Source organism: Pseudomonas sp. HN2-3 (assembly GCF_020691745.1).
In the GTDB taxonomy this organism is placed as follows: domain Bacteria; phylum Pseudomonadota; class Gammaproteobacteria; order Pseudomonadales; family Pseudomonadaceae; genus Aquipseudomonas; species Aquipseudomonas capeferrum.
The window spans coordinates 1,198,797-1,218,811 of the sequence record NZ_CP085704.1 but is presented as its reverse complement, the minus strand read 5'-3'; the positions used below and the strand labels follow the sequence as shown (position 1 = coordinate 1,218,811).

Annotated in this window: 18 protein-coding genes; 8 read left to right on the top strand and 10 right to left on the bottom strand. The window is 64.1% G+C overall.

Features of this window, described 5'->3' with window-relative positions:
- Nucleotides 1-113 precede the first annotated feature (113 nt).
- The 3 genes from plsB (at nucleotide 114) to LJX93_RS05510 (ending at nucleotide 3,798) form a co-directional block, all read left to right on the top strand.
- The gene (gene plsB, locus LJX93_RS05520) at nucleotides 114-2,600 is read left to right on the top strand and encodes a glycerol-3-phosphate 1-O-acyltransferase PlsB (protein ID WP_033700901.1); all 2,487 of its coding nucleotides are present in this window, start codon (nucleotides 114-116) and stop codon (nucleotides 2,598-2,600) included.
- 76 nt (nucleotides 2,601-2,676) lie between these two features.
- On the top strand, nucleotides 2,677-3,075 hold the full coding sequence (locus LJX93_RS05515; RefSeq protein ID WP_033700902.1) for a YbaY family lipoprotein: 399 nt from the start codon (nucleotides 2,677-2,679) through the stop codon (nucleotides 3,073-3,075).
- A gap of 33 nt (nucleotides 3,076-3,108) precedes the next feature.
- On the top strand, nucleotides 3,109-3,798 hold the full coding sequence (locus LJX93_RS05510; RefSeq protein WP_033700903.1) for a DUF4197 domain-containing protein: 690 nt from the start codon (nucleotides 3,109-3,111) through the stop codon (nucleotides 3,796-3,798).
- A gap of 76 nt (nucleotides 3,799-3,874) precedes the next feature.
- On the opposite strand, the gene LJX93_RS05505 is transcribed toward LJX93_RS05510, so the two are convergent.
- On the bottom strand, nucleotides 3,875-6,940 hold the full coding sequence (locus tag LJX93_RS05505) for an efflux RND transporter permease subunit (protein WP_033700905.1): 3,066 nt from the start codon (nucleotides 6,938-6,940) through the stop codon (nucleotides 3,875-3,877).
- 6 nt (nucleotides 6,941-6,946) lie between these two features.
- On the bottom strand, nucleotides 6,947-8,047 hold the full coding sequence (locus tag LJX93_RS05500; protein ID WP_047581590.1) for an efflux RND transporter periplasmic adaptor subunit: 1,101 nt from the start codon (nucleotides 8,045-8,047) through the stop codon (nucleotides 6,947-6,949).
- Nucleotides 8,048-8,530: 483 nt separating this feature from the next.
- Between LJX93_RS05500 and LJX93_RS05495 the strand changes: the two genes are divergently transcribed.
- Nucleotides 8,531-9,172 (top strand): TetR/AcrR family transcriptional regulator, encoded by a 642-nt coding sequence (locus LJX93_RS05495; protein WP_227696823.1) that lies wholly within the window; start codon nucleotides 8,531-8,533, stop codon nucleotides 9,170-9,172.
- 35 nt (nucleotides 9,173-9,207) lie between these two features.
- Here LJX93_RS05495 and LJX93_RS05490 read toward each other — a convergent pair whose 3' ends face one another.
- Nucleotides 9,208-9,984, bottom strand: a complete 777-nt coding sequence (locus LJX93_RS05490; RefSeq protein WP_033700908.1) for a class I SAM-dependent methyltransferase — start codon at nucleotides 9,982-9,984, stop codon at nucleotides 9,208-9,210.
- Nucleotides 9,985-10,087: 103 nt separating this feature from the next.
- Between LJX93_RS05490 and LJX93_RS05485 the strand changes: the two genes are divergently transcribed.
- The gene (locus LJX93_RS05485) at nucleotides 10,088-10,708 is read left to right on the top strand and encodes an energy transducer TonB (protein ID WP_227696822.1); all 621 of its coding nucleotides are present in this window, start codon (nucleotides 10,088-10,090) and stop codon (nucleotides 10,706-10,708) included.
- 12 nt (nucleotides 10,709-10,720) lie between these two features.
- Here LJX93_RS05485 and LJX93_RS05480 read toward each other — a convergent pair whose 3' ends face one another.
- The 7 genes from LJX93_RS05480 to ppc form a co-directional block, all read right to left on the bottom strand.
- The gene (locus LJX93_RS05480; protein ID WP_227696821.1) at nucleotides 10,721-11,410 is read right to left on the bottom strand and encodes an extensin family protein; all 690 of its coding nucleotides are present in this window, start codon (nucleotides 11,408-11,410) and stop codon (nucleotides 10,721-10,723) included.
- A 6-nt stretch (nucleotides 11,411-11,416) separates the two neighbouring features.
- Complete coding sequence (locus LJX93_RS05475; RefSeq protein WP_156310647.1) at nucleotides 11,417-12,247, bottom strand: isocitrate lyase/PEP mutase family protein; 831 nt, start codon at nucleotides 12,245-12,247, stop codon at nucleotides 11,417-11,419.
- A 28-nt stretch (nucleotides 12,248-12,275) separates the two neighbouring features.
- Entirely contained in the window at nucleotides 12,276-13,145 is an 870-nt protein-coding gene (locus LJX93_RS05470) for a DUF72 domain-containing protein (RefSeq protein ID WP_227696820.1), read from the bottom strand.
- 3 nt (nucleotides 13,146-13,148) lie between these two features.
- Nucleotides 13,149-13,445 carry a hypothetical protein gene (locus LJX93_RS05465; RefSeq protein ID WP_033700914.1) on the bottom strand — a complete coding sequence of 99 codons (297 nt, stop codon included), beginning with the start codon at nucleotides 13,443-13,445 and terminating at the stop codon, nucleotides 13,149-13,151.
- Between the two features lie 131 nt (nucleotides 13,446-13,576).
- Entirely contained in the window at nucleotides 13,577-14,251 is a 675-nt protein-coding gene (gene tsaB / locus LJX93_RS05460; protein WP_033700915.1) for a tRNA (adenosine(37)-N6)-threonylcarbamoyltransferase complex dimerization subunit type 1 TsaB, read from the bottom strand.
- A gap of 86 nt (nucleotides 14,252-14,337) precedes the next feature.
- Nucleotides 14,338-14,988 (bottom strand): adenylate kinase, encoded by a 651-nt coding sequence (adk, locus tag LJX93_RS05455; protein WP_033700916.1) that lies wholly within the window; start codon nucleotides 14,986-14,988, stop codon nucleotides 14,338-14,340.
- A 257-nt stretch (nucleotides 14,989-15,245) separates the two neighbouring features.
- The gene (gene ppc, locus LJX93_RS05450; RefSeq protein WP_227696819.1) at nucleotides 15,246-17,873 is read right to left on the bottom strand and encodes a phosphoenolpyruvate carboxylase; all 2,628 of its coding nucleotides are present in this window, start codon (nucleotides 17,871-17,873) and stop codon (nucleotides 15,246-15,248) included.
- Between the two features lie 181 nt (nucleotides 17,874-18,054).
- Here ppc and LJX93_RS05445 point away from each other — a divergent pair, with 181 nt between their 5' ends.
- The 3 genes from LJX93_RS05445 to LJX93_RS05435 all read left to right on the top strand — a co-directional run bounded on the left by LJX93_RS05445 (nucleotide 18,055) and on the right by LJX93_RS05435 (nucleotide 19,927).
- Nucleotides 18,055-18,399 (top strand): pilin assembly protein, encoded by a 345-nt coding sequence (locus tag LJX93_RS05445; RefSeq protein ID WP_033701512.1) that lies wholly within the window; start codon nucleotides 18,055-18,057, stop codon nucleotides 18,397-18,399.
- A 275-nt stretch (nucleotides 18,400-18,674) separates the two neighbouring features.
- Nucleotides 18,675-19,088 (top strand): DUF4398 domain-containing protein, encoded by a 414-nt coding sequence (locus LJX93_RS05440; protein ID WP_027595759.1) that lies wholly within the window; start codon nucleotides 18,675-18,677, stop codon nucleotides 19,086-19,088.
- A gap of 50 nt (nucleotides 19,089-19,138) precedes the next feature.
- Entirely contained in the window at nucleotides 19,139-19,927 is a 789-nt protein-coding gene (locus LJX93_RS05435; protein WP_033700919.1) for an OmpA family protein, read from the top strand.
- Nucleotides 19,928-20,015 lie beyond the last annotated feature (88 nt).

The following is a 20,015-nucleotide window of genomic DNA, read 5'->3' as shown; positions in this document are numbered from 1 at the left end:
AAAAAAAATTGATGACACCTCCACTTTTTGCCGATTTTTGCTGAACTTACGCACATACGGCAGACTAAATGGCTGGATACTCACCTGAAAATCATACCCAGGGCACACACCCCATGACCCGTTCCCCCCTGCGCCGCCTGATCTTCGGCGCCCTGCGTCGCCTGTTGTACCTGTGGGTGCGCTCCGAGACCATCAACCAGTCGTCGCTGACGCTCAAGCTCGACCGCAGCCGCCCGGTGTTCTATGCCCTGCCTTCGCCCTCACTGACTGACCTGGCGGTACTCGACCGCGAATGCACCAAAGCGGGGCTGCCACGCCCGGTGCTACCGGTGGCCGTGGGCACGTTGCAGGAGCCGGCGGCGTTCTTCTACCTGACACCCGACCCCGACTGGCTGGGCCGCCAGGACAAGAGCGGCGCCCCGCCCACCCTCGAACGCCTGGTCGCAGCGGTAAGCCAGCATGCCGAGGAAGATGCGCAGATCATCCCGGTGAGCGTGTTCTGGGGCCAAACCCCCGCCAGTGAGTCCAGCCCATGGAAGCTGCTGTTCGCCGACAGCTGGGCGGTCACCGGGCGCCTGCGCCGGCTGCTGACCGTACTTATACTGGGGCGCAAGACCCGCGTGCAGTTCTCTGCCCCGATCCACCTGCGCGAACTGGTCCAGCACAACAAAGGCCATGAACGCACCGTGCGCATGGCCCAGCGCCTGATGCGCGTGCACTTTCGCAACCTCAAGACGGCAGTCATCGGCCCGGACATCTCGCACCGACGCAACCTGGTCAAAGGCCTGGTCCATGCCCCGCAGGTGCGCCAGGCCATCAGCGATGAGGCCGAGCGTGAGGGCATCCCGCTGGCCAAGGCCGAAGCCCAGGCACTGCGCTATGGCAACGAGATCGCCTCGGACTACACCTACACCGCGATCCGCTTCCTTGAAGTGGTACTGAGCTGGTTCTGGAACAAGATCTACGACGGCATCAAGGTCAACCACATCGAGCAGGTGCAGGGCATCGCCCCTGGCCACGAAGTCGTCTACGTGCCCTGCCACCGCAGCCACATCGACTACCTGCTGCTGTCCTACCTGCTGTTCAAAAACGGCCTCACCCCACCGCACGTGGCGGCCGGCATCAACCTCAACATGCCGGTGGTCGGTAGCCTGCTGCGCCGTGGCGGGGCCTTTTTCATGCGCCGTACCTTCAAGGGCAACCCGCTTTATACCGCTGTGTTCAACGAGTACCTGCACACGCTGTTCAGCAAGGGCTTCCCGGTGGAGTACTTCGTCGAAGGCGGCCGTTCGCGCACCGGGCGCATGCTGCAGCCGCGCACCGGCATGCTGGCGATCACCCTGCGCAGCTTCCTGCGCTCTTCGCGCACGCCGATCGTCTTCGTGCCGGTGTACATCGGCTACGAGCGCGTGCTCGAAGGCCGCACCTACCTGGGCGAGTTGCGCGGCGCCAGCAAGAAGAAGGAATCGATCTTCGACATCTTCAAGGTCTTCAGCGCGCTCAAGCAGCGTTTTGGCCAGGTCTATGTCAACTTTGGCGAGCCGATCCGTTTGGCCGGCTTTCTCGATGCACAGCAACCCGGCTGGCGCGAGCAAGAGCATGGCCCGCAGTTCCGCCCAGCCTGGTTGAATGAAACCACCACACGCCTGGGTGAAACCGTAGCCCGCCACCTCAATGGGGCTGCGGCGATCAACCCGGTCAACCTGGTGGCCCTGGCGCTTCTGTCCACCAGCCGTCACGCCCTCGACGAACGCGCCCTGTGCCGCGTGCTCGACCTGTACCTGGCGCTGTTGCGCCAAGTACCGTATTCGCCCCACACCACCTTGCCCGAAGGCGACGGCATGGCGCTGATCGAACACGTGAAGGGCATGAAGCTGCTGGCTGAGCAGAAGGACGCCTTGGGCCGCATCCTGTACCTGGATGAAGCCGATGCGGTGCTGATGACCTATTACCGCAACAACGTCCTGCATATCTTCGCCCTGCCGGCGCTGCTGGCGAGCTTCTTCCTCAGCAGCTCGCGGATGAGCCGTGAACTGCTTGGCCAGTATGTCAAAGCGCTGTACCCATACCTGCAGGCCGAGCTGTTCCTGCGCTGGGCACCCGAGCAACTGGACGAGGTGATCGACCAATGGCTGGCGGCGCTGGTCGCGCAAGGGCTGCTGCGCCAGGAAAACGATGTATACCTGCGCCCGGCCCCCAGCTCGCGCCCGTTCGTGTTGCTGACCTTGCTGGCCCGCAACATCACCCAGACCCTGCAGCGCTTCTACATGGCTACCTCGCTGCTGCTCAACAGCGGCCAACACAGCCTGAGCGCCGAAGCACTGGAAGACCTCTGCGTGATGATGGCCCAGCGCCTGTCGATCCTGCATGGCCTGAATGCCCCGGAGTTCTTCGACAAGAGCCTGTTCCGCCACTTCATCCAGACGTTGATCGAGCAAGGGGTGCTGCAAGCGGACGCGCAAGGCAAGCTGGGCTATCACGACAAGCTCGCCGAGCTGGCCGAAGGGGTCGCCAAGCGTGTGCTGTCGGCAGAGCTGCGGCTGTCGATCCGCCAGGTAGCCTTGCATCGCGACGATGCCCTGGAAACTTCGGCCCTCTAAGGCTTCATCTACCGCGCAAATCCGTTAAAGTCCTTGGCGTTGGCCACAAGCCAACGCCACGGACAACGGAGATTCCATGAAAAAGCTCGTAATGCTGTGTTGTGCATCCCTGCTCGCAGCCTGCTCCAGCCACACCCCGTCGCCCCAGGCGAGCCTTGAGGGTGAAGTCTTCTACCTGCAGCGCATCGCCCTGCCGCCCACCGCCACCCTCAGCGTGGAGCTGCAGGATGTGTCGCTGATGGACGCCCCTGCCGTCACCCTGGCGCGCCAGGCCGGCCCGGTCAAAGGCAACGTGCCACTGCCGTTCCATCTCACCTACGACCCGGCCCAGGTCAAGCCTGGCCACCGCTATGCGGTGAGTGCCCGTATCGAACTGGACGGCAAGCTGCTGTTCATCAACACCGAGCATCACGGCGTCACGCTGGATGGCAGCGACGTGCAGCCAGTACGGGTCAAAGTCGACCCCGTGCGCTGATACCCGCCTATTTCTGTTCAAAAGGAAAGCTTCATGATTCGCTCCTCCCTGCGTTTCACCGCCCTGTGCGCCGGCCTGTTGCTGTCGGCCAGCGCGCTGGCGCTGTCGCTTGGCGACCTGACCCAGAAGGACGCCAGCGGTGGCCTGAAAGACGCCCTGACCCAGGGCGCGCAGATTGCCGTCAAGCAGCTGAGTGCCCCCGGCGGCTTCAGCAACAACCCGGACGTGCGCATCGAGTTGCCGGGCAACCTCGGCAAGGCCGCCAAGGCCATGAAGATGTTCGGCAAGGGTGACCAGGTTACAGCCCTGGAAGACAGCATGAACAAGGCCGCAGAGGCGGCGGTACCGCAAGCCCAGGCAATCCTGGTGGATGCGGTGAAGAACATGAGCGTGACCGATGCCAAGGGCATCCTCAGCGGTGGCGACGACTCTGCCACCCAGTACCTGAACAAGAGCAGCCGCGAGCAGATCCGCGCCAAGTTCCTGCCGATCGTCAAGGCAGCGACCGACAAGGTTGGTGTGGTTCAGCAATACAACAACTTTGCCGGTCAAGCTTCAGCCCTGGGGCTGGGCAGTGCCAAGAGCGCCAATGTCGAGAGCTACGTGACCGAAAAGGCCCTGGATGGCCTGTTTGAAATGATCGCCAAGCAGGAGCAGAGCATTCGCCAGAACCCGGCCGAGGCCGCTACCAGCCTGGCCAAAAAGGTATTTGGCGCACTGTGATGCCAAGACGACAAGGCCGCTCCTGCGCAGGAGCGGCCTTGTGTCGCGAAAGGAGGGCAAAGCCCTCCCAGCGGCCTCAGCCCTTCCGGACCCTGAACCACGCCGCATACAACGCCGGCAAGAACAGCAACGTCAACGCCGTCGCAACGATCAACCCGCCCATGATCGCCACCGCCATCGGCCCATAGAACACGCTACGCGACAACGGGATCATCGCCAGCACCGCCGCCAGTGCCGTCAGCACGATCGGCCGGAAGCGCCGTACCGTAGCCTCGATGATCGCCTGCCAACGCTCCATCCCCGAGGCGATGTCCTGTTCGATCTGATCCACCAGGATCACCGAGTTGCGCATGATCATCCCGGCCAGGGCAATGGTGCCGAGCATGGCCACGAAGCCGAACGGCTGGCGGAACACCAGCAGGAACAAGGTCACGCCAATCAGCCCCAGGGGCGCGGTAAGGAACACCATCACCGTGCGCGAGAAACTGCGCAACTGGATCATCAACAGGCTCAACACCACCACGATGAACAGCGGCATACCGGCATTCACCGATTTCTGACCGCGCTCGGAATCTTCCACAGTACCGCCCACCTCGAGCAGGTAGCCATCCGGCAGTTTGGCCTTGACGTCGCTTAACGTCGGCTCGATCTGTCGCACCAGGGTCGCCGGCTGCTCCTTATCGTAGATGTCGGCACGCACGGTCACCGTTGGCAGGCGGTTGCGGTGCCAGATGATGCCTTCTTCGAAGCCGTACTCCAGGGTCGCTACCTGCGACAGCGCCACGCTCTGGCCGTTGTCGGTGGGCAGCGCCAGGCTGCCCAGGTTAGCCAGGTCGCCACGCTCTTTCTGCGTGCCGCGCAGCAGGATCTCGATCAGTTCGTTGTCCTCGCGGTACTGGCTGACCGTGGTGCCGGTCAGCGAGCTGCGCAAGAAGCTCGACAGGTGCGCGGTGCTCACGCCAAGGGCGCGGGCGCGGTCCTGATCGATGGCCAGGAACACCGCCTTGCTTGGCTCCTCCCAGTCCAGGTGCACGTTTACCACGTGCGGGTTCTCGCGCACCTTGTCGGCCACTTCGCGGGCCAGGGCGCGCACCTTCTCGATATGCTCGCCGGTCACCCGGAACTGCACCGGGTAACCCACGGGTGGGCCGTTTTCCAGGCGCGTGACGCGGGCGCGCAAGTCGGGGAACTGCTGGTCGACGGTATCGATCAGCCAACTGCGCAGCCGTTCGCGCTCTTCCATCGATTTGGCCAGCACGACGAACTGGGCAAAGCTGGCGGCCGGCAACTGCTGGTCCAGCGGCAGGTAAAAGCGCGGCGACCCGGTACCCACATAGGCCACATAGTTGTCGATGCCATCCTGCTGCTTGAGCAGCACCTCCAGTTGTTTGACCCGCTCGGCGGTATTGGACAACGACGCGCCTTCGGCCAGCTTCAGGTCGACCATCAGCTCTGGGCGCCCGGAAGCTGGGAAGAACTGCTGCGGCACGAAGCGGAACAGCAGGATGCTGCCGACGAACGCTGCGAGGGTCAGCAGAATGACTGTCTTGCGACGCCGCACGCACCACTCGACCACACGCCGTACGCGCTGATAGAACGGCGTGGCGTAAGGGTCCGGCGCATGCCCATCGCTGCCATGACGGGCAGCATGCAGCTTGGCCAGGTCCGGCAGCAGGCGTTCGCCCAGGTAAGGGACAAACACCACCGCCGCAACCCAGGAGGTCAGCAGCGCGATGGTCACGACCTGGAAGATCGAACGGGTGTACTCGCCCGTGCTCGACGCCGCCGTGGCAATCGGCAAGAAGCCGGCAGCGGTAATCAAGGTACCGGTCAGCATGGGGAAGGCCGTGCTCGTCCAGGCGTAGCTGGCCGCCTTGAACCGGTCGTAGCCCTGCTCCATCTTGATCGCCATCATCTCCACGGCAATGATCGCGTCGTCCACCAGCAAGCCCAGCGCCAACACCAGCGCACCGAGCGAAATCTTGTGCAAGCCGATGCCGAAGTAGTGCATGGCGGCAAAGGTCATGGCCAGTACCAACGGAATGGCCAATGCCACCACCAGCCCGGTGCGCAAGCCCAAAGAGAAGAAGCTCACCAGCAGGACGATGACCAGCGCCTCGACCAGTACCTGGACGAACTCACCGACGCCGGCCTTGACTGCAGCCGGCTGGTCAGAGACCTTGCGCAGCTCCATACCGGCCGGCAGGTTGCGCGCCAGGCGCTCGAACTCACCCTCCAGGGCTTTGCCCAGCACCAGGATGTCGCCGCCGTCCTTCATCGAGACGGCCAGGCCGATGGCGTCTTCACCCATGAAGCGCATGCGCGGCGCGGGCGGGTCGTTGAAGCCGCGGTGCACCTCGGCTACGTCACCAATGCGGAAGGTGCGATCGCCCACCCGAATCGGGAACTGACGAATCTGCTCGACACTGTCGAAGCGGCCGCTGACCCGCAGTTGCAGGCGCTCGCTGGGCGTCTCGAAGAAGCCCGCCGTGCTGACCGCGTTCTGCTCCTGGAGGGCCTGCTGGACGGCTTCCAGTGGCACGCCGAGGGTCGCCAGCTTGAGGTTGGACAGCTCGATCCAGACTTTCTCGTCCTGCAGCCCGACCAGCTCGACCTTGCCCACATCCTTGACCCGCTGCAGCTGGATCTGGATGCGGTCGGCGTAGTCCTTGAGCACCGCATAGTCGAAGCCCGTGCCGGTCAGCGCATAGATATTGCCGAACGTGGTGCCGAATTCGTCATTGAAGAACGGGCCCTGGATTTCCGGCGGCAAGGTGTGGCGGATGTCCGCGACTTTCTTGCGGATCTGGTACCACAGCTCCGGGATATCCTTGGAATGCAGCGAGTCGCGGGCCATGAAGGTCACCTGCGACTCGCCCGGGCGGGAGAACGAGACGATCTTCTCGTACTCGCCGGTCTCCATCAGCTTCTTCTCGATACGCTCGGTGACCTGGCGCGACACTTCCTCGGCGGTGGCGCCGGGCCACACGGTGCGCACGACCATGGCCTTGAAGGTGAACGGCGGGTCCTCGCTCTGGCCCAGCTTGGTGTAGGACATGGCGCCAATGGCAGCCAGCAGGATCATCAGGAACAGTACGATCTGGCGATTGCGCAGCGCCCAGGCGGAAAGGTTGAAACCCATCGGGACTTACTCCTTGGCCGTCAGGTTCACTACACGGTTGGTACGATCCACGGGGCGCACCTCCTGCCCCTCGCGCAACACATGGCCCCCGGCGGCGACCACCCAGTCGCCCGGTTTCAAGCCTTCGAGCACCGGTACACTGTCAGAGCCATACGGCCCCAGGCGCACTACCGTGCGTTCCAGGCGGCGGTCCTGGCCGACCCGCCAGACATAGGCCTGGCCGTTTTCTGCAGTGACCGCCGACAACGGCACTGACAGTGGGATCAGCCCTTCATGGGCGATGAAAACACGTGCGCTCTGGCCCAGCTCGGCGGGCGCCTTGGCCGAGGTGAAGGCGATGCGTGCGGCGAAGGTTCGCGAACGTGGGTCGGCTGCCGGCGAGAGTTCACGGATACGCCCGTCGAAGCGTTCGCCTGGGTGCGACCACAGCTCCACGCTGACGCCTTGGCCCACGGCAAAACGGGAAAATTGCTGCTCCGGCAGGCCGATGACCACCTCACGCTCGCCGTCTGCGGCCAAGGTGAACACGGTCTGCCCGGCCGCGACCACCTGGCCGACTTCGACCTGGCGCTTGGCGATGACACCGGCCTGCGGCGCACGCAGCACTGCGTACTCGGCCTGGTTGCCGGCCACATCGAACTCGGCCTTGGCTTGTTTCAGGCGGGCCATGCCGGCGCGGTACAGGTTTTCGGCATTGTCGTATTGCGAGTGGCTGACCATTTGCCGGTCCAGCAGCTTCTGGTAGCGATCACGCTCGGCGCGCACCAGCGACAGGTTGGCTTCGGCGGCGGCCATCTGGGCACGATTGGCTTCCAGTTGCAGGCGCACATCCTGTGGGTCCAGCTCGGCCAGCGGCTGCTCGGCCTTGACCCGCTGGCCCTCTTCGACCAGGCGTTTGCTGACTTTGCCGGCAATGCGGAAGGCCAGCTCCGGTTCGAAGCGCGCGCGCACTTCGCCGGGGTAGCTGTCGGCAGCCGCTTCGGCCGGCTGTGGCTGAATCACCAGTGCCGGGCGCGGCGCGGCAGGTGGCGCGGCTTCCTGGCCGCACGCCGCAAGGAGCAGGGCGACGGCAGTGGGCAGAGCGATGGACAAGGCATGGCGCAACATGATGAATCCTTTCGCGAAGAGCACATCGAATATTTATACTGGCGGGTATATTAAATCAGGGAATCGGCGCCGGGAAGGGTGTCTGTGGTGGTTTTTGCAGGGTGGGGCTTGAGGCCTCTGGCGCCTGTGAGATCGAGCGCCGCCCGCGCGGCGCTTCGCGGGGCAAGCCCGCTCCCACATCTGTTTTCGGGCCAGTGAGGCCTGTGGCATTGGCGCGACCCCTTGTTTGTACGACGCGATATTGAGGCGACCGCCAAGGGCCGCGCGCCTATGTCACAGGTATGACTGGCCCGAAAACAGATGTGGGAGCGGGCTTGCCCCGCGAAGCGCCGCGCGGGCGGCGCTCGATCTCAAAAGCGCTATAAATCCCCCGCCAAACACCTCCCGCCCCAACACAACTGTCCAGTGACAGACAGCACGTATTGCATGGACACTTTCACCGAAAGGCGTCCGACCCGCTAAGATGGGCGACTCTTCAACAAGATGCAGACTCCAATGCCCAACGACGCACCCATCGGACCAGGCCGGCCCAAGGACCTGGCCAAACGCGAGGCGATCCTCGAAGCGGCCAAGACATTGTTCCTCAGCCTTGGCTATGCCAACACCAGCATGGATGCGGTCGCTGCGGCGGCAGGTGTTTCAAAACTCACGGTGTACAGCCACTTCACCGACAAGCAGACGCTGTTCTGCTCGGCGGTCATGGCCACCTGCCAGATCCAGCTACCGGACCTGCTGTTCGAGTACCCCGAGGGGGCACCGGTGGACGAGGTGCTGCTGACCATTGCCCGTAACTTCCAGGCGCTGATCAGCAGTGACGAAGCAGTTAAGCTCAGCCGCCTGATCATGGCCCAAGGCAGCCTGGACCCAAGCTTTGGCGAGTACTTCTACGAAGCTGGGCCCAAGCGCGTGCTGGCGGGAATGGAAGCGCTGCTGCACGGGGCGAATGAGCGCGGGTTACTGCGCATCGACAACCCGTTGCGCGCGGCGGAGCACTTCTTCTGCCTGGTCAAGGGCGCACCGGATTATCGGTTGCTGCTCGGCTGCGCCGGGCCGCTGGAAGGGGATGAAGCCGAGGCGCATGTGCGGGAGGTGGTGGGGGTGTTCATACGCGCCTTCCACCCCTGATTGGCCGACAACACACGAATCGGCATGCATTCCGGTCAGGCCTTCAGGGCCTTCTTCGGGTAAATGTCATACCGGCTCGACTTGCCCTCCAGGCTGTGGCTTGGCTTCGGCCCGTCGATGATAGGCGCCTTGCGTGGCCGTTTCACCACCACCCGGTGGCTGGCAAGCGCCAAAGCGGCTTCTAGCAAGGCCGGGGCATCCAGGTCATCACCGACCAGTGGCCGGAATACGCGCATCTCCTTCTTCACCAGCGCGCTTTTGTCCCGGTGCGGGAACATCGGGTCGAGGTAGATCACCTGCGGCGGCTCCCCTTCCCAGGCACGCATGCGCTCGATGGCGTTGCCGGTCAGCAGGCACATGCGCCCAACGATCGGGCCCACCTCGTCATCCGCCCGCGCCCGCGCCAGGCCGTCTTCCAACAATGCGGCAATCAGCGGCTGGCGTTCGATCAGGGTCATCTGGCACCCCAGGCTGGCCAGCACAAATGCATCCTTGCCCAGCCCTGCCGTGGCATCGAGCACCTGCGGTCGTACACCCTGGGCGATGCCCACTGCCTTGGCGATCATTTGGCCGTTGCCACCGCCAAACTGGCGCCGATGCGCGGCCTGGCCTTCGACGAAGTCCACCCGCACCGGCCCAGGCGCCTGCGGGCCCAGTTGCTGGATCTGCAAGCCTTCAGCGCCCACCTGCACGGCGAAACCCGCGGCATCGTCCTGCAGCGGCAGGCCCAGGCGCTCGGCCCACGCCGTAGCCTGTTGCGCATACTCTGCCGACATCGCTTCGACCCTGATACCCGTGCCTTGCTCTTCCATCGTCCACACCTAAAAAATCAAACCACGCCCTTATGAATCGGCAACCACGGCCGATACAGGCAATATCCCGCTATTCTGCCAGAGCACAACGCGCGCGACTGCCATGACAGATACTCTTCCCATCGGTTTGACCTACCTGTCGCCTGTCGGCCACTACGGTCAACAGAATACCCAGACACTCGGGGGCGTCAGCCACCTGTGGCAGGATTTCTTTGCCCGCGCCATGGCCGAGCAACAGGCAGAGGAAGCGGACAGCGTCAGCCAGTCGTTCGTCCAGTACGATCAGCACAGCGGCGAGCCGGTCGGCGGTGCCAGGGCGCTGGCGCTGATCGATGCCCAGCGAGCGCTGCCGGTGCAGGACACCGAAATCGCACCGCCCGAGCCACTGTTCCTGCCCAAGGCCGAACTGGAAGCCAACCTGCTGGAGCCCGCCGCCGAGCCGTTCAGCGCCATCGAGCTGATCGAACAGCAGCGTGAACTCGACCTGAGCAACAGCTGGTTGCGCCCGGTGGTCATGAGCCAGGGTCACCCGCTTGCCGAGCCCGGCCCAGGCCCCTCCCCGCGCCCGCTGTTCCTGCCTATCGCCGAGTTCGAGACGAACCTGCTGGACCCGGCCCCCGAACCCTTCGACGAAACCACGCTGGCCAAGCAGCAGAATGACCTGGCGTTCGACATCCACTGGGCGCGCCCGGTGGTGCTGAACAACGTTCGCGTTCACGCCTGAGGTTGCGCAAGCTCAGCGGCAGATCTGCCAGCGGCCCATATCGAGGTGGAAGTGATTGTGGTGCGCGGCGTTGTAGTCTGGCCCCAGCACGGTACTGAAGCATTCACAGGCCACCTGCTGCACCTGACGTAGGAAATCAGCTTTCTGCCCCCCCGCTTGCCAGTCCCGAGCCAGTACGATGCGCTGCCCGTCCTGCAAGCGAAAACCACTGATGTCCAGGGCATTGGCGGTGGCGTGCTGACTGAGCCGGCCTTGTTTGCGGTGATAGACATTGCGGCAGGCAAAACTGCCCAGGTGGTCGACCTGCGTCACCCGCTGCCCCAATACCCGCTGCGCCACCGGTTGCAGCCCATGCTGCTCGAACAACGCGTAAGCCACCGCCAACGGGCAACTGGCCAGGAAGCTGCTGCTGAGCCGCGCCTGACCGCCCTCGATGCGCCATACGTTGCGCAGCGGGCAATTGGCCGAGGCCGGGCTGTCGGCTTGCGCCCGGTACCGCAGATCGCTGGTTTCCAGTGCCTGACGGCATAGCGCGGGGTCATCGCGCAGGCGCGACAGCTTGAAGGTGGTGAGCAGGTTCGGCGGCTGGCGCACGTCCAGCGGCGCCCAGGGGTTCCAGGCAGCCGGCAGGCGCCAGCCAAAATGCCAGGCCAGGCCTGCCAGCAGTGACAGGCCCAGCAACAGTGCCAGCAAGGCACGCATGGCGATTCAGCGGCGGAACAGGTCGTTGAGCTGGGCAAAGGGCAGCGCCTGTTCACCGTAGCCGAACGTGCCCTCGTCACGAATCTCCAACGCGGCCCGGTGGAAAGCCCCCAGCGCCGCACGGGCCAGCGACGAGCCGACACTGATGCGGCGCACCCCAAGGTCTTGCAACTGGTTGACGCTCAGGGTCACGCCCGCCAGCCCCATCAGCACATTGACCGGCTTGGGCGCCACCGCCTGCACCACCGCGCGAATTTCTTCGACGGTGCGCAGCCCTGGCGCGTAGAGCACATCGGCCCCGGCCTCGGCATATGCTTGCAGGCGCAGGATGGTGTCATCCAGGTCCAGGCGCCCATGCAGCAGGTTTTCTGCCCGGGCGCACAGGGTGAACGGAAACGGCAGGCTACGCGCTGCCTGAACCGCCGCGCGGACGCGTTCCACAGCCAGGCCATGGTCATAGATAGGGGCTTCACTGCGCCCGCTGGCGTCTTCGATGGAACCCCCTACAAGACCCGCCTCGGCGGCCCGCAGGATGGTCTGTGCGCAGTCTTCGGGCAGGTCGCCGAAGCCGTTCTCCAGGTCGGCGGCTACCGGCAAGGCCGTGGCATCGACAATGGACCCGGCGTTATCCAGGGTTTCGTCCAGGCTCAAGGCACCTTCGGCATCCGCTCGGCCCAGGCTGAACGCCAGGCCCGCGCTGGTCGTGGCCAGCGCCTCGAAGCCCAGGCTGGCGAGCAGCTTGGCGGAGCCGGCATCCCACGGGTTGGGAATGACGAAGGCACTGTCGCGTTCGTGCAGTGCCTTGAAGGCTTCGGCTCGCAGGGTTTGCACATCCATGGTCTCAACCTCAGGCAGTCAGGAGTGGTCAGAGTAGTCCCAGTTGTTCGACCTCAGGGGCGCGTGGCAATTCCGGCAAAGGTGCAAGGCCAGGCAGGCGCTGCATCAGACGTTGATGAAAACGCTGGGCCAACGCCGCAGCCAGGCGGTTATCCGAGGTGTGCAGGAAGATGTAGGGGCTACGACCTTCCTCGACCCAACTGGCCACCTTGGCCACCCAGGGCGTCAGGAAGGCTTCGTTGGCTTCAAGCTGCGGATGGCCAATGAAACGTACCTGCGGATGCTGGCTGAAGGCGGCCGGGCGTGGCGGCACCTTGGGTTTCTTGGCCTGGGCATGCAGCACGGCGGGCTCGCGCGAGGTGCAACTGAACAACGCCCGCGGGTCGAGGCAGATGCGCTCGACACCACGCTCGAGCAACAGCCGGTTGAGCTGCCGCTCCTCTTCACCGCGCGCAAAAAAAGCCTCGTTGCGCACTTCGACGGCCAACGGTACACCCACTTGATCCAGAAAATGGCTCAACTCTGCCAGGCGCGAAGGCCCGAATAACGCAGGCAACTGCAGCCAGTAAGGCGATACCCGTTCACCCAGCGGTGCCATCAAACGGGTGAAGGCAGCGGCCGCGTCCAGCTGATCGCGCAGGTCTCCCCCATGGCTGACCTCGCGAGGGAATTTGGCGGTGAAACGAAAGTGCGCCGGCATCGTCTGCGCCCAGCGTGCCACGGTGGCGGGTGCGGGGCTGGCGTAGAAGGTGGTATTGCCTTCGACAGCGTTGAACACCTGGCTGTACAGGCCAAGGTACTCAGCGGCTCGGGCATCGGCGGGGTACAGGTAGTCGCGCCAGGCGTTTTCGCTCCATGACGGACAACCCAGATAATAAGGCAGAAGAGAAGGAATCATCCCTCAAATGTACAGGTCGAGCCCCAGTACTTCCATGTCCCAATCGGTAAAACCGGCCGTGCTCAGGTAGCTCGCCAACGCAGTGGCGGTACGCCGGTCACGGGCGCGAGGGAAGATCATGTCTTGCTGACGGGCTGGCAGGCCACCGCTGCGACGGCGAATGGCCGCCTCCTGGGCCAGCTCACCCTGCTCGCCGCTGTCGATGACGTCGGCATCTTCGATGGCCTCATCGCGCACCGACGCTTTGCGCGGTGTGCGCTTGATCGGGTAGGACTGCGATGAGAAACCGTCGATACGCATGGCGTGAACACTCAGAACCGATGATGGCAATTTAGCAGCATCAGAGTTACGTCGCTAATGCTTGAGTGATAACTGGACCACAGTTCGCGAGAAAGGTTTTAGCGTCATCGGCGATAACCGACGAACAACACTCAGCGCTTCTTGGGTGTCGCTACATTATCGCGCAAGTACACAGGTTGCGCCTGCTCGGCGCCGATCGCCTCGCCGCGCGCCCAGGCAAAGCTGGCCAGGCTGAGGATATCCAGGGCATTGGGCAACGCCGCCGCATTGCTGGCGGCGACGTGCACAGCCAGGCGCTCGGCATAGCCCCAACCGGTACCGGCACCGAACCACTCGGCGGTGCTGGCGTCGGGCAGCGCCACGCGCTCGGGCGGCAGTACCGCTTCCTGGCCGACCAGGCGCATTTCGCCGGCGCTGGCCTGGTAGCAGCCCCAGTACACCTCGTCCATGCGCGCATCGATGGCGGCCGCCACGTGCTGCGCACCCTGCTCGCGCAACGCACCTTGCGCCAGCGCGGCCAGGTTGGACACCGGCAGTACCGGGCGCTCGAGGGCGAACGCCAGGCCCTGGACCACACCGATGGCGATCCGCACGCCGGTGAAGGCCCCCGGGCCACGGCCGAACGCGATGGCATCCAGCGCATTCAAGGCCACCCCCGAGTCAGCCAGCAGCTGTTTGATCATCGGCAGCAACTTCTGCGCGTGCTGACGTGGGATCACCTCGTAATGGCTGGTTACCTTGCCGTCATGCAACAAGGCGACGGAACAGGCTTCGGTGGCGGTATCCAGGGCCAGCAGGGTGGTCATCGAACGGGTTTCCAGGTGCAGGGAAAAGAGCGCCAGTATAAACGACAACGGCCCGCAAGCGGGCCGTTGTGATGCAAGGCGATGGATCAGCTCAGGGCTGCCAGTACCTTGGCGGTGATGGCGTCGACCGAACCGACACCTTCGATGTGGCTGTACTTCGGCTTGCCAGCATTTGCAGCCGACAGCTTCTGGTAGAACTCGACCAGCGGCTTGGTCTGGGTGTGGTAGACCGACAGGCGATGACGCACGGTTTCTTCCTTGTCGTCGTCGCGCTGGATCAGGTCTTCGCCGGTCACGTCGTCCTTGCCTGCCACTTTCGGCGGGTTGTACTGAATGTGGTAGGTGCGGCCCGAGGCCAGGTGCACACGGCGACCGGCCATACGGCCAACGATTTCTTCATCGTCAACGGCGATTTCGACCACGGCGTCGATGTCGACACCGGCGGCGACCATGGCTTCAGCCTGCGGAATGGTCCGTGGGAAGCCGTCGAACAGGCAGCCGTTGGCGCAATCCGGCTGGGCGATGCGCTCCTTTACCAGGCTGATGATCAGATCGTCGGAGACCAGTTGGCCGGCATCCATGACTTTCTTCAGTTCCAGGCCCAGCGGGGTACCGGCCTTGACGGCGGCACGCAGCATGTCACCGGTGGAGATCTGTGGAATACCGAACTTCTCGGTGATGAACTTTGCCTGAGTACCTTTACCGGCCCCGGGAGCTCCCAGCAGAATTACGCGCATCTCGTGCTCCTCAAATTTTTTTATGAAATTCAATGGATTCGGCAACCAGGGCCAAGTCCGGAAAATCGGGTATGACCATAAATCGGTCAGAAGGCTGCTCAAGATACACAGCGCCCGGCAGCCAGACAAGCGTCCCAAAGTTGCAGGAATGCGCCACTTGCGACCTGCCCGGCAAGCGGTTGCGCTCAGCGCAACCGCCCTCCCCATTCCTGATGGCCTCCCTCCTCACACCTGCGCCTGGCAAACCAGAGGCGGCCTCAGCCGGTATTGCGCAGGCCCGCGGCAATGCCCGCCACGGTGACCAGCAAGGCCTGCTCCAGCGGGCTGTCCAGAGCGGCTTCGCGCCTGCGCGAGCGCGCCAGCAGCTCGGCCTGAAGACGGTGCAGCGGGTCCAGGTAAGTGTTGCGCAGGCTGATGAATTCCAGGGTCTCGGGGCTGTGCGCCAGTAGCACCGGCTGCCCGGTCAAGCCCAGTACCACCTGGCAGGACTGCGACAATAGGTCGCGCAGGCGCACACCTAAAGGAAGCAACTCCGGTTGCACCAGACGTTCGTCGTAGGCCTCTGCGATTTGTGCATCGGCCTTGGCCAGCACCATCTCCAGCATGTCGATGCGGGTGCGGAAGAACGGCCATTGTTCGCGCATCTGCGCCAACAGTTCGCCCTGGCCGCGTTGCAAGGCATTGTTCAAAGCGGTTTCCCAGCCCAGCCAGGCTGGCAGCATCAGGCGCGTCTGGGTCCAGCCGAAGATCCACGGGATGGCTCGCAGGCTCTCGATGCCGCCTGCGCGGCGCTTGGCCGGGCGGCTGCCCAAAGGCAGGCGCCCCAACTCCTGCTCCGGCGTCGACTGGCGGAAATACTCGACAAAATCGGGGTTGTCGCGCACCACGCTGCGATACGCCTGCACCCCGTCAGCAGCCAGTTGGTCCATCACCTCACGCCAGGCAGGCTGCGGCGGGGGTGGCGGTAACAAGGTGGCTTCCAGCACGGCCGCCAGGTACAGGTTGAGGTTTTGTTCGGCGATGCCGGGCAAACCGAACTTGAAGCGGATCATCTCGCCCTGCTCGGTGGTGCGGAACCGCCCAGCCACCGAGCCCGGTGGCTGCGACAGGATCGCCGCGTGCGCCGGGCCGCCGCCACGGCCAACGGTGCCGCCACGGCCGTGGAACAACAACAACTCGACTTGATGCTCGCGGCAGATGCGCACCAGGTTTTCCTGGGCCCGGTACTGTGCCCAGGCGGCTGCCGTGGTGCCGGCGTCCTTGGCGGAGTCGGAATAGCCGATCATCACTTCCTGCGGGCCGCGCAGGCCGGCGCGATAGCCCGGCAGGCCGAGCAGGCGCTGCATCACCGGGCCGGCGTTGTCCAAGTCGGCCAAGGTCTCGAACAGCGGTACCACGCGCATCGGGCGGGTCAGCCCGGCTTCCTTGAGCAGCAGTTGCACCGCCAGCACATCCGACGCGGCACCGGCCATGGAGATGACATAGGAGCCCAACGAAGCGGCCGGCGCCGCCGCAATTTCCCGGCAGGTGGCCAGCACCTCGGCGGTTTCCGCCTGGGGCTGGAAGTGCGCCGGCAGCAGCGGCCGGCGGTTTTTCAGTTCGGCCAGGAGGAACGCGATACGTTGCTCTTCATCCCAGTCGGCGTAGCGCCCCAAACCCAGGTAATCGGTGATCTCGGTCAGGGCATCGCGGTGCCGGGCAGCGTCCTGGCGCACGTCCAGGCGACCCAGGTACAGGCCAAAGGTCACGGCACGGCGCAGGCAGTCGAGCAGCGGCCCTTCGGCGATCACGCCCATGCCGCATTCATGCAGCGATTGATAGCACAGCTCCAGCGGCGCGATCAGGTCGCGGTTGTCCACCAGCACTTCGGCACCGGCGGGCGGGCTGCTGGTCAAGGCGGCATGCGCCCAGGCGCGGGTCGCCCGCAGGCGCTCACGCAATTGCTTGAGCACGGCGCGGTAAGGTTCGGCGCTGTCGCCGACCCGCTCACGCAGCGCGCTGCTGGCGTGTTGCATGGACAATTCTGCAGCCAAGGCGTCGATATCGCGCAGGAACAGGTCGGCCGCCATCCAGCGCGCCAGCAACAGCACTTCGCGGGTGACTGCGGCCGTGACATTGGGGTTGCCGTCGCGGTCGCCGCCCATCCAGGAGGCGAAGCGGATCGGTGCGGCCTCCAGCGGCAGGCGCAGGCCGGTGGCATCGTGCAGCGCCTTGTCGACCTTGCGCAGGTGGTTGGGGATGGCCTGCCACAAGGAATGCTCGATCACCGCGAAGCCCCACTTGGCCTCGTCCACCGGGGTGGGCCGGGTACGGCGGATCTCTTCGGTGTGCCAGGCTTCGGCGATCAGCCGGCGCAGGCGCTCGCGCACCTGCTGGCGCTCACCAGGGGTCAGGTCGCGATGGTCCTGGGCTGCCAACTGAGCGGCGATGGCATCGTACTTCTGGATCAAGGTGCGCCGCGCGACCTCGGTGGGGTGGGCCGTCAGCACCAGCTGGATATCCAGCTTGGCCAACTGCCGGGCCAAGGCGTCGTTGCCATGCCCGGCCTGCTTCAGGCGTGCCAGCAGCTCGGGCAGCACCCGTGCTTCGAACGGCTCTGACTGGTCGGCATCGCGACGGCGGATCAACTGGTACTGCTCGGCCATGTTGGCCAGGTTGAGAAACTGGTTGAACGCCCGGGCCACTGGCAGCAAGTCTTCATCGGCCAGGTCCGCCAGGGTCGAGCTCAATTGCTCGCCAGCCACCCGGCGGTCGGCCTTGGCGCTGTGACGAATGGCTTCGATCTTCTGCAAAAACGCATCCCCGTGCTGCTGACGAATGGTTTCGCCGAGCAACTCCCCCAACACATGGACATCTTCACGCAAACGCACATCGATATCGGTCATTGGCCCTCTCTGTGGCGCAGCCTTGGCGCACTCGTTCAGGAAACAGCACTGGGCCAAGAGTGCCCACAGCCAAGCGTCGATGGCAAGCGCCCCAGCCAAGCCGCGATCGGCAAAGCAAACTAAAGTGCAAGCAGAGCACTCCGATGCAATGCAGCCTTTCGAGGCGTTGACAGAGGTCATCATGAAAATCCGTGAACTCGCCCAGCACTGGGAACAGAATGCCGCAGGTACCCTGAGCCGTACCGGCCATGTACTGCATCTGGACCTGGAGTCGGAGGCGCGCCTGGCCGCGCTGATCGACATGTACCCCAAACGTACCGCCGAAGAACTGCTCGGCGAACTGGTGGCGGCAGCCCTTGAGGAACTGGAAGCCAGCTTCCCTTATGTACAGGGGCGCCAGGTTATCGCCACCGATGAAGAAGGTGACCCACTGTTCGAAGACATCGGCCCTACCCCGCGTTTTCTGTCGTTGTCTCGCCGTCACCTGCATGAACTCAGCAGCACTGCTGACGACAGCGAAACATAACCACCCCACCCCCTGTTCCGGGCCTGCAAGGCCCGGAATACCGCCCATGGCGCTGAAAGTTCCGGGCAAACCTCACTGACCAATCAGTCAGAAAAAGTTATCCGTCAACGGCACTTTTTTCTGAACTATTCGAAAAACGCCCGAGTCCGAGCAAATAGCCATCACGCTAAAACCCTGCACACTGCCCTCGTGCACCGTTCAGCTGAAGTACACGGCAACTGTCAGGGAATAAGCGATGGACTGCTACGGACATCGTCGTTATCAGGAGTGATCCAATGGAGCTGACCACCATGAAGACCCGCACTTTCAAACCCTCATCCACTCATGTGCGCGGGTTCAAGCTGGCCGCGCTGGCCCTGGGCAGTAGCCTGGTCCTGGCCGGTTGTGCGGGCAACCCGCCCACCGAGCAGTATGCCGTTACCCAGTCCGCCGTGAACTCTGCCGTCAGCGCCGGCGGTACCGAGTTCGCTGCCGTTGAAATGAAAGCGGCCCAGGACAAGTTCAAGCAGGCTGAAATCGCCATGCATGACAAGAAGTACGACGACGCCAAGCGTCTGGCCGAACAAGCCGAATGGGACGCCCGCCTCGCCGAACGCAAGGCTCAGGCGGCCAAGGCCCAGAAGGCCGTGCAGGATGCCCGCCAGGGCGTTCAGGACGTACGTGAGGAAGGCCTGCGCAGCGCTCAGTGAGCCCTGCCCGACTTCCCTTAGCCTTCGCACTCGATCAAAGGATGAACACTATGCGCAAACACGTCATGATTCCCGCCCTGCTGGCCCTGAGCGTCGGTCTTGCTGCCTGCTCGCACGACCCGAACGCCAACCTTGAATCGGCCCGCACCAACTTCTCCGCGCTGCAGAGCGACCCGCAGTCGAGCAAGGTCGCGGCGCTGGAAACCAAGGATGCCCAGGACTGGCTGAACAAGGCCGACAAGGCCTACATGGATCGCGAGGACCAGAAAAAGGTCGACCAACTCGCCTATCTGACCAACCAGCGGGTCGAGGTCGCCAAGCAGACCATCGCCCTGCGCACCGCCGAAGGCGAACTGAAAAACGCCTCCGCCCAACGCGCCCAGGCCAAACTGGATGCCCGCGATGCGCAGATCGCCAAGCTGCAGGACAGCCTCAATGCCAAGCAGACCGACCGCGGTACGCTGGTCACCTTCGGCGACGTGCTGTTCGACTTCAACAAGGCCGTGCTCAAGAGCAACGCCTACCCCAACGTGACCAAACTGGCCCAGTTCCTTCAGGAAAACCCGGAGCGCAAGGTGATCGTAGAGGGCTACACCGACAGCGTCGGTTCGGCCAACTACAACCAGACCCTCTCCGAGCGCCGCGCCGCTGCCGTGCGCATGGCGCTGGTACGTGCAGGCGTAGACCCAGCACGCATCGTCGCTCAGGGCTACGGCAAGGAGTACCCGGTGGCTGACAACGGCAGCAACTCGGGCCGTGCACAGAACCGTCGGGTAGAGGTGACCATCTCCAACGACAACCAGCCGGTGGCACCGCGCTCGGTGAGCCAGGCGCAGTAAGGCTGGCTAGTTGAAAGAAAAAACCCCGCCTTGATGGCGGGGTTTTTCATTGGTCTGCCCGCGAAAGGTCAGGTGCAGCAACGCAGAT

What these genes read in the sequence shown, in the direction of transcription:
- plsB (WP_033700901.1), top strand. Translation starts at nt 114, where the DNA reads ATGACCCGTTCCCCCCTGCGCCGCCTGATCTTCGGCGCCCTGCGTCGC.
- LJX93_RS05515 (WP_033700902.1), top strand. Translation starts at nt 2,677, where the DNA reads ATGAAAAAGCTCGTAATGCTGTGTTGTGCATCCCTGCTCGCAGCCTGC.
- LJX93_RS05510 (WP_033700903.1), top strand. Translation starts at nt 3,109, where the DNA reads ATGATTCGCTCCTCCCTGCGTTTCACCGCCCTGTGCGCCGGCCTGTTG.
- LJX93_RS05505 (WP_033700905.1), bottom strand. Translation starts at nt 6,940, where the DNA reads ATGGGTTTCAACCTTTCCGCCTGGGCGCTGCGCAATCGCCAGATCGTA.
- LJX93_RS05500 (WP_047581590.1), bottom strand. Translation starts at nt 8,047, where the DNA reads ATGTTGCGCCATGCCTTGTCCATCGCTCTGCCCACTGCCGTCGCCCTG.
- LJX93_RS05495 (WP_227696823.1), top strand. Translation starts at nt 8,531, where the DNA reads ATGCAGACTCCAATGCCCAACGACGCACCCATCGGACCAGGCCGGCCC.
- LJX93_RS05490 (WP_033700908.1), bottom strand. Translation starts at nt 9,984, where the DNA reads ATGGAAGAGCAAGGCACGGGTATCAGGGTCGAAGCGATGTCGGCAGAG.
- LJX93_RS05485 (WP_227696822.1), top strand. Translation starts at nt 10,088, where the DNA reads ATGACAGATACTCTTCCCATCGGTTTGACCTACCTGTCGCCTGTCGGC.
- LJX93_RS05480 (WP_227696821.1), bottom strand. Translation starts at nt 11,410, where the DNA reads ATGCGTGCCTTGCTGGCACTGTTGCTGGGCCTGTCACTGCTGGCAGGC.
- LJX93_RS05475 (WP_156310647.1), bottom strand. Translation starts at nt 12,247, where the DNA reads ATGGATGTGCAAACCCTGCGAGCCGAAGCCTTCAAGGCACTGCACGAA.
- LJX93_RS05470 (WP_227696820.1), bottom strand. Translation starts at nt 13,145, where the DNA reads ATGATTCCTTCTCTTCTGCCTTATTATCTGGGTTGTCCGTCATGGAGC.
- LJX93_RS05465 (WP_033700914.1), bottom strand. Translation starts at nt 13,445, where the DNA reads ATGCGTATCGACGGTTTCTCATCGCAGTCCTACCCGATCAAGCGCACA.
- tsaB (WP_033700915.1), bottom strand. Translation starts at nt 14,251, where the DNA reads ATGACCACCCTGCTGGCCCTGGATACCGCCACCGAAGCCTGTTCCGTC.
- adk (WP_033700916.1), bottom strand. Translation starts at nt 14,988, where the DNA reads ATGCGCGTAATTCTGCTGGGAGCTCCCGGGGCCGGTAAAGGTACTCAG.
- ppc (WP_227696819.1), bottom strand. Translation starts at nt 17,873, where the DNA reads ATGACCGATATCGATGTGCGTTTGCGTGAAGATGTCCATGTGTTGGGG.
- LJX93_RS05445 (WP_033701512.1), top strand. Translation starts at nt 18,055, where the DNA reads ATGAAAATCCGTGAACTCGCCCAGCACTGGGAACAGAATGCCGCAGGT.
- LJX93_RS05440 (WP_027595759.1), top strand. Translation starts at nt 18,675, where the DNA reads ATGGAGCTGACCACCATGAAGACCCGCACTTTCAAACCCTCATCCACT.
- LJX93_RS05435 (WP_033700919.1), top strand. Translation starts at nt 19,139, where the DNA reads ATGCGCAAACACGTCATGATTCCCGCCCTGCTGGCCCTGAGCGTCGGT.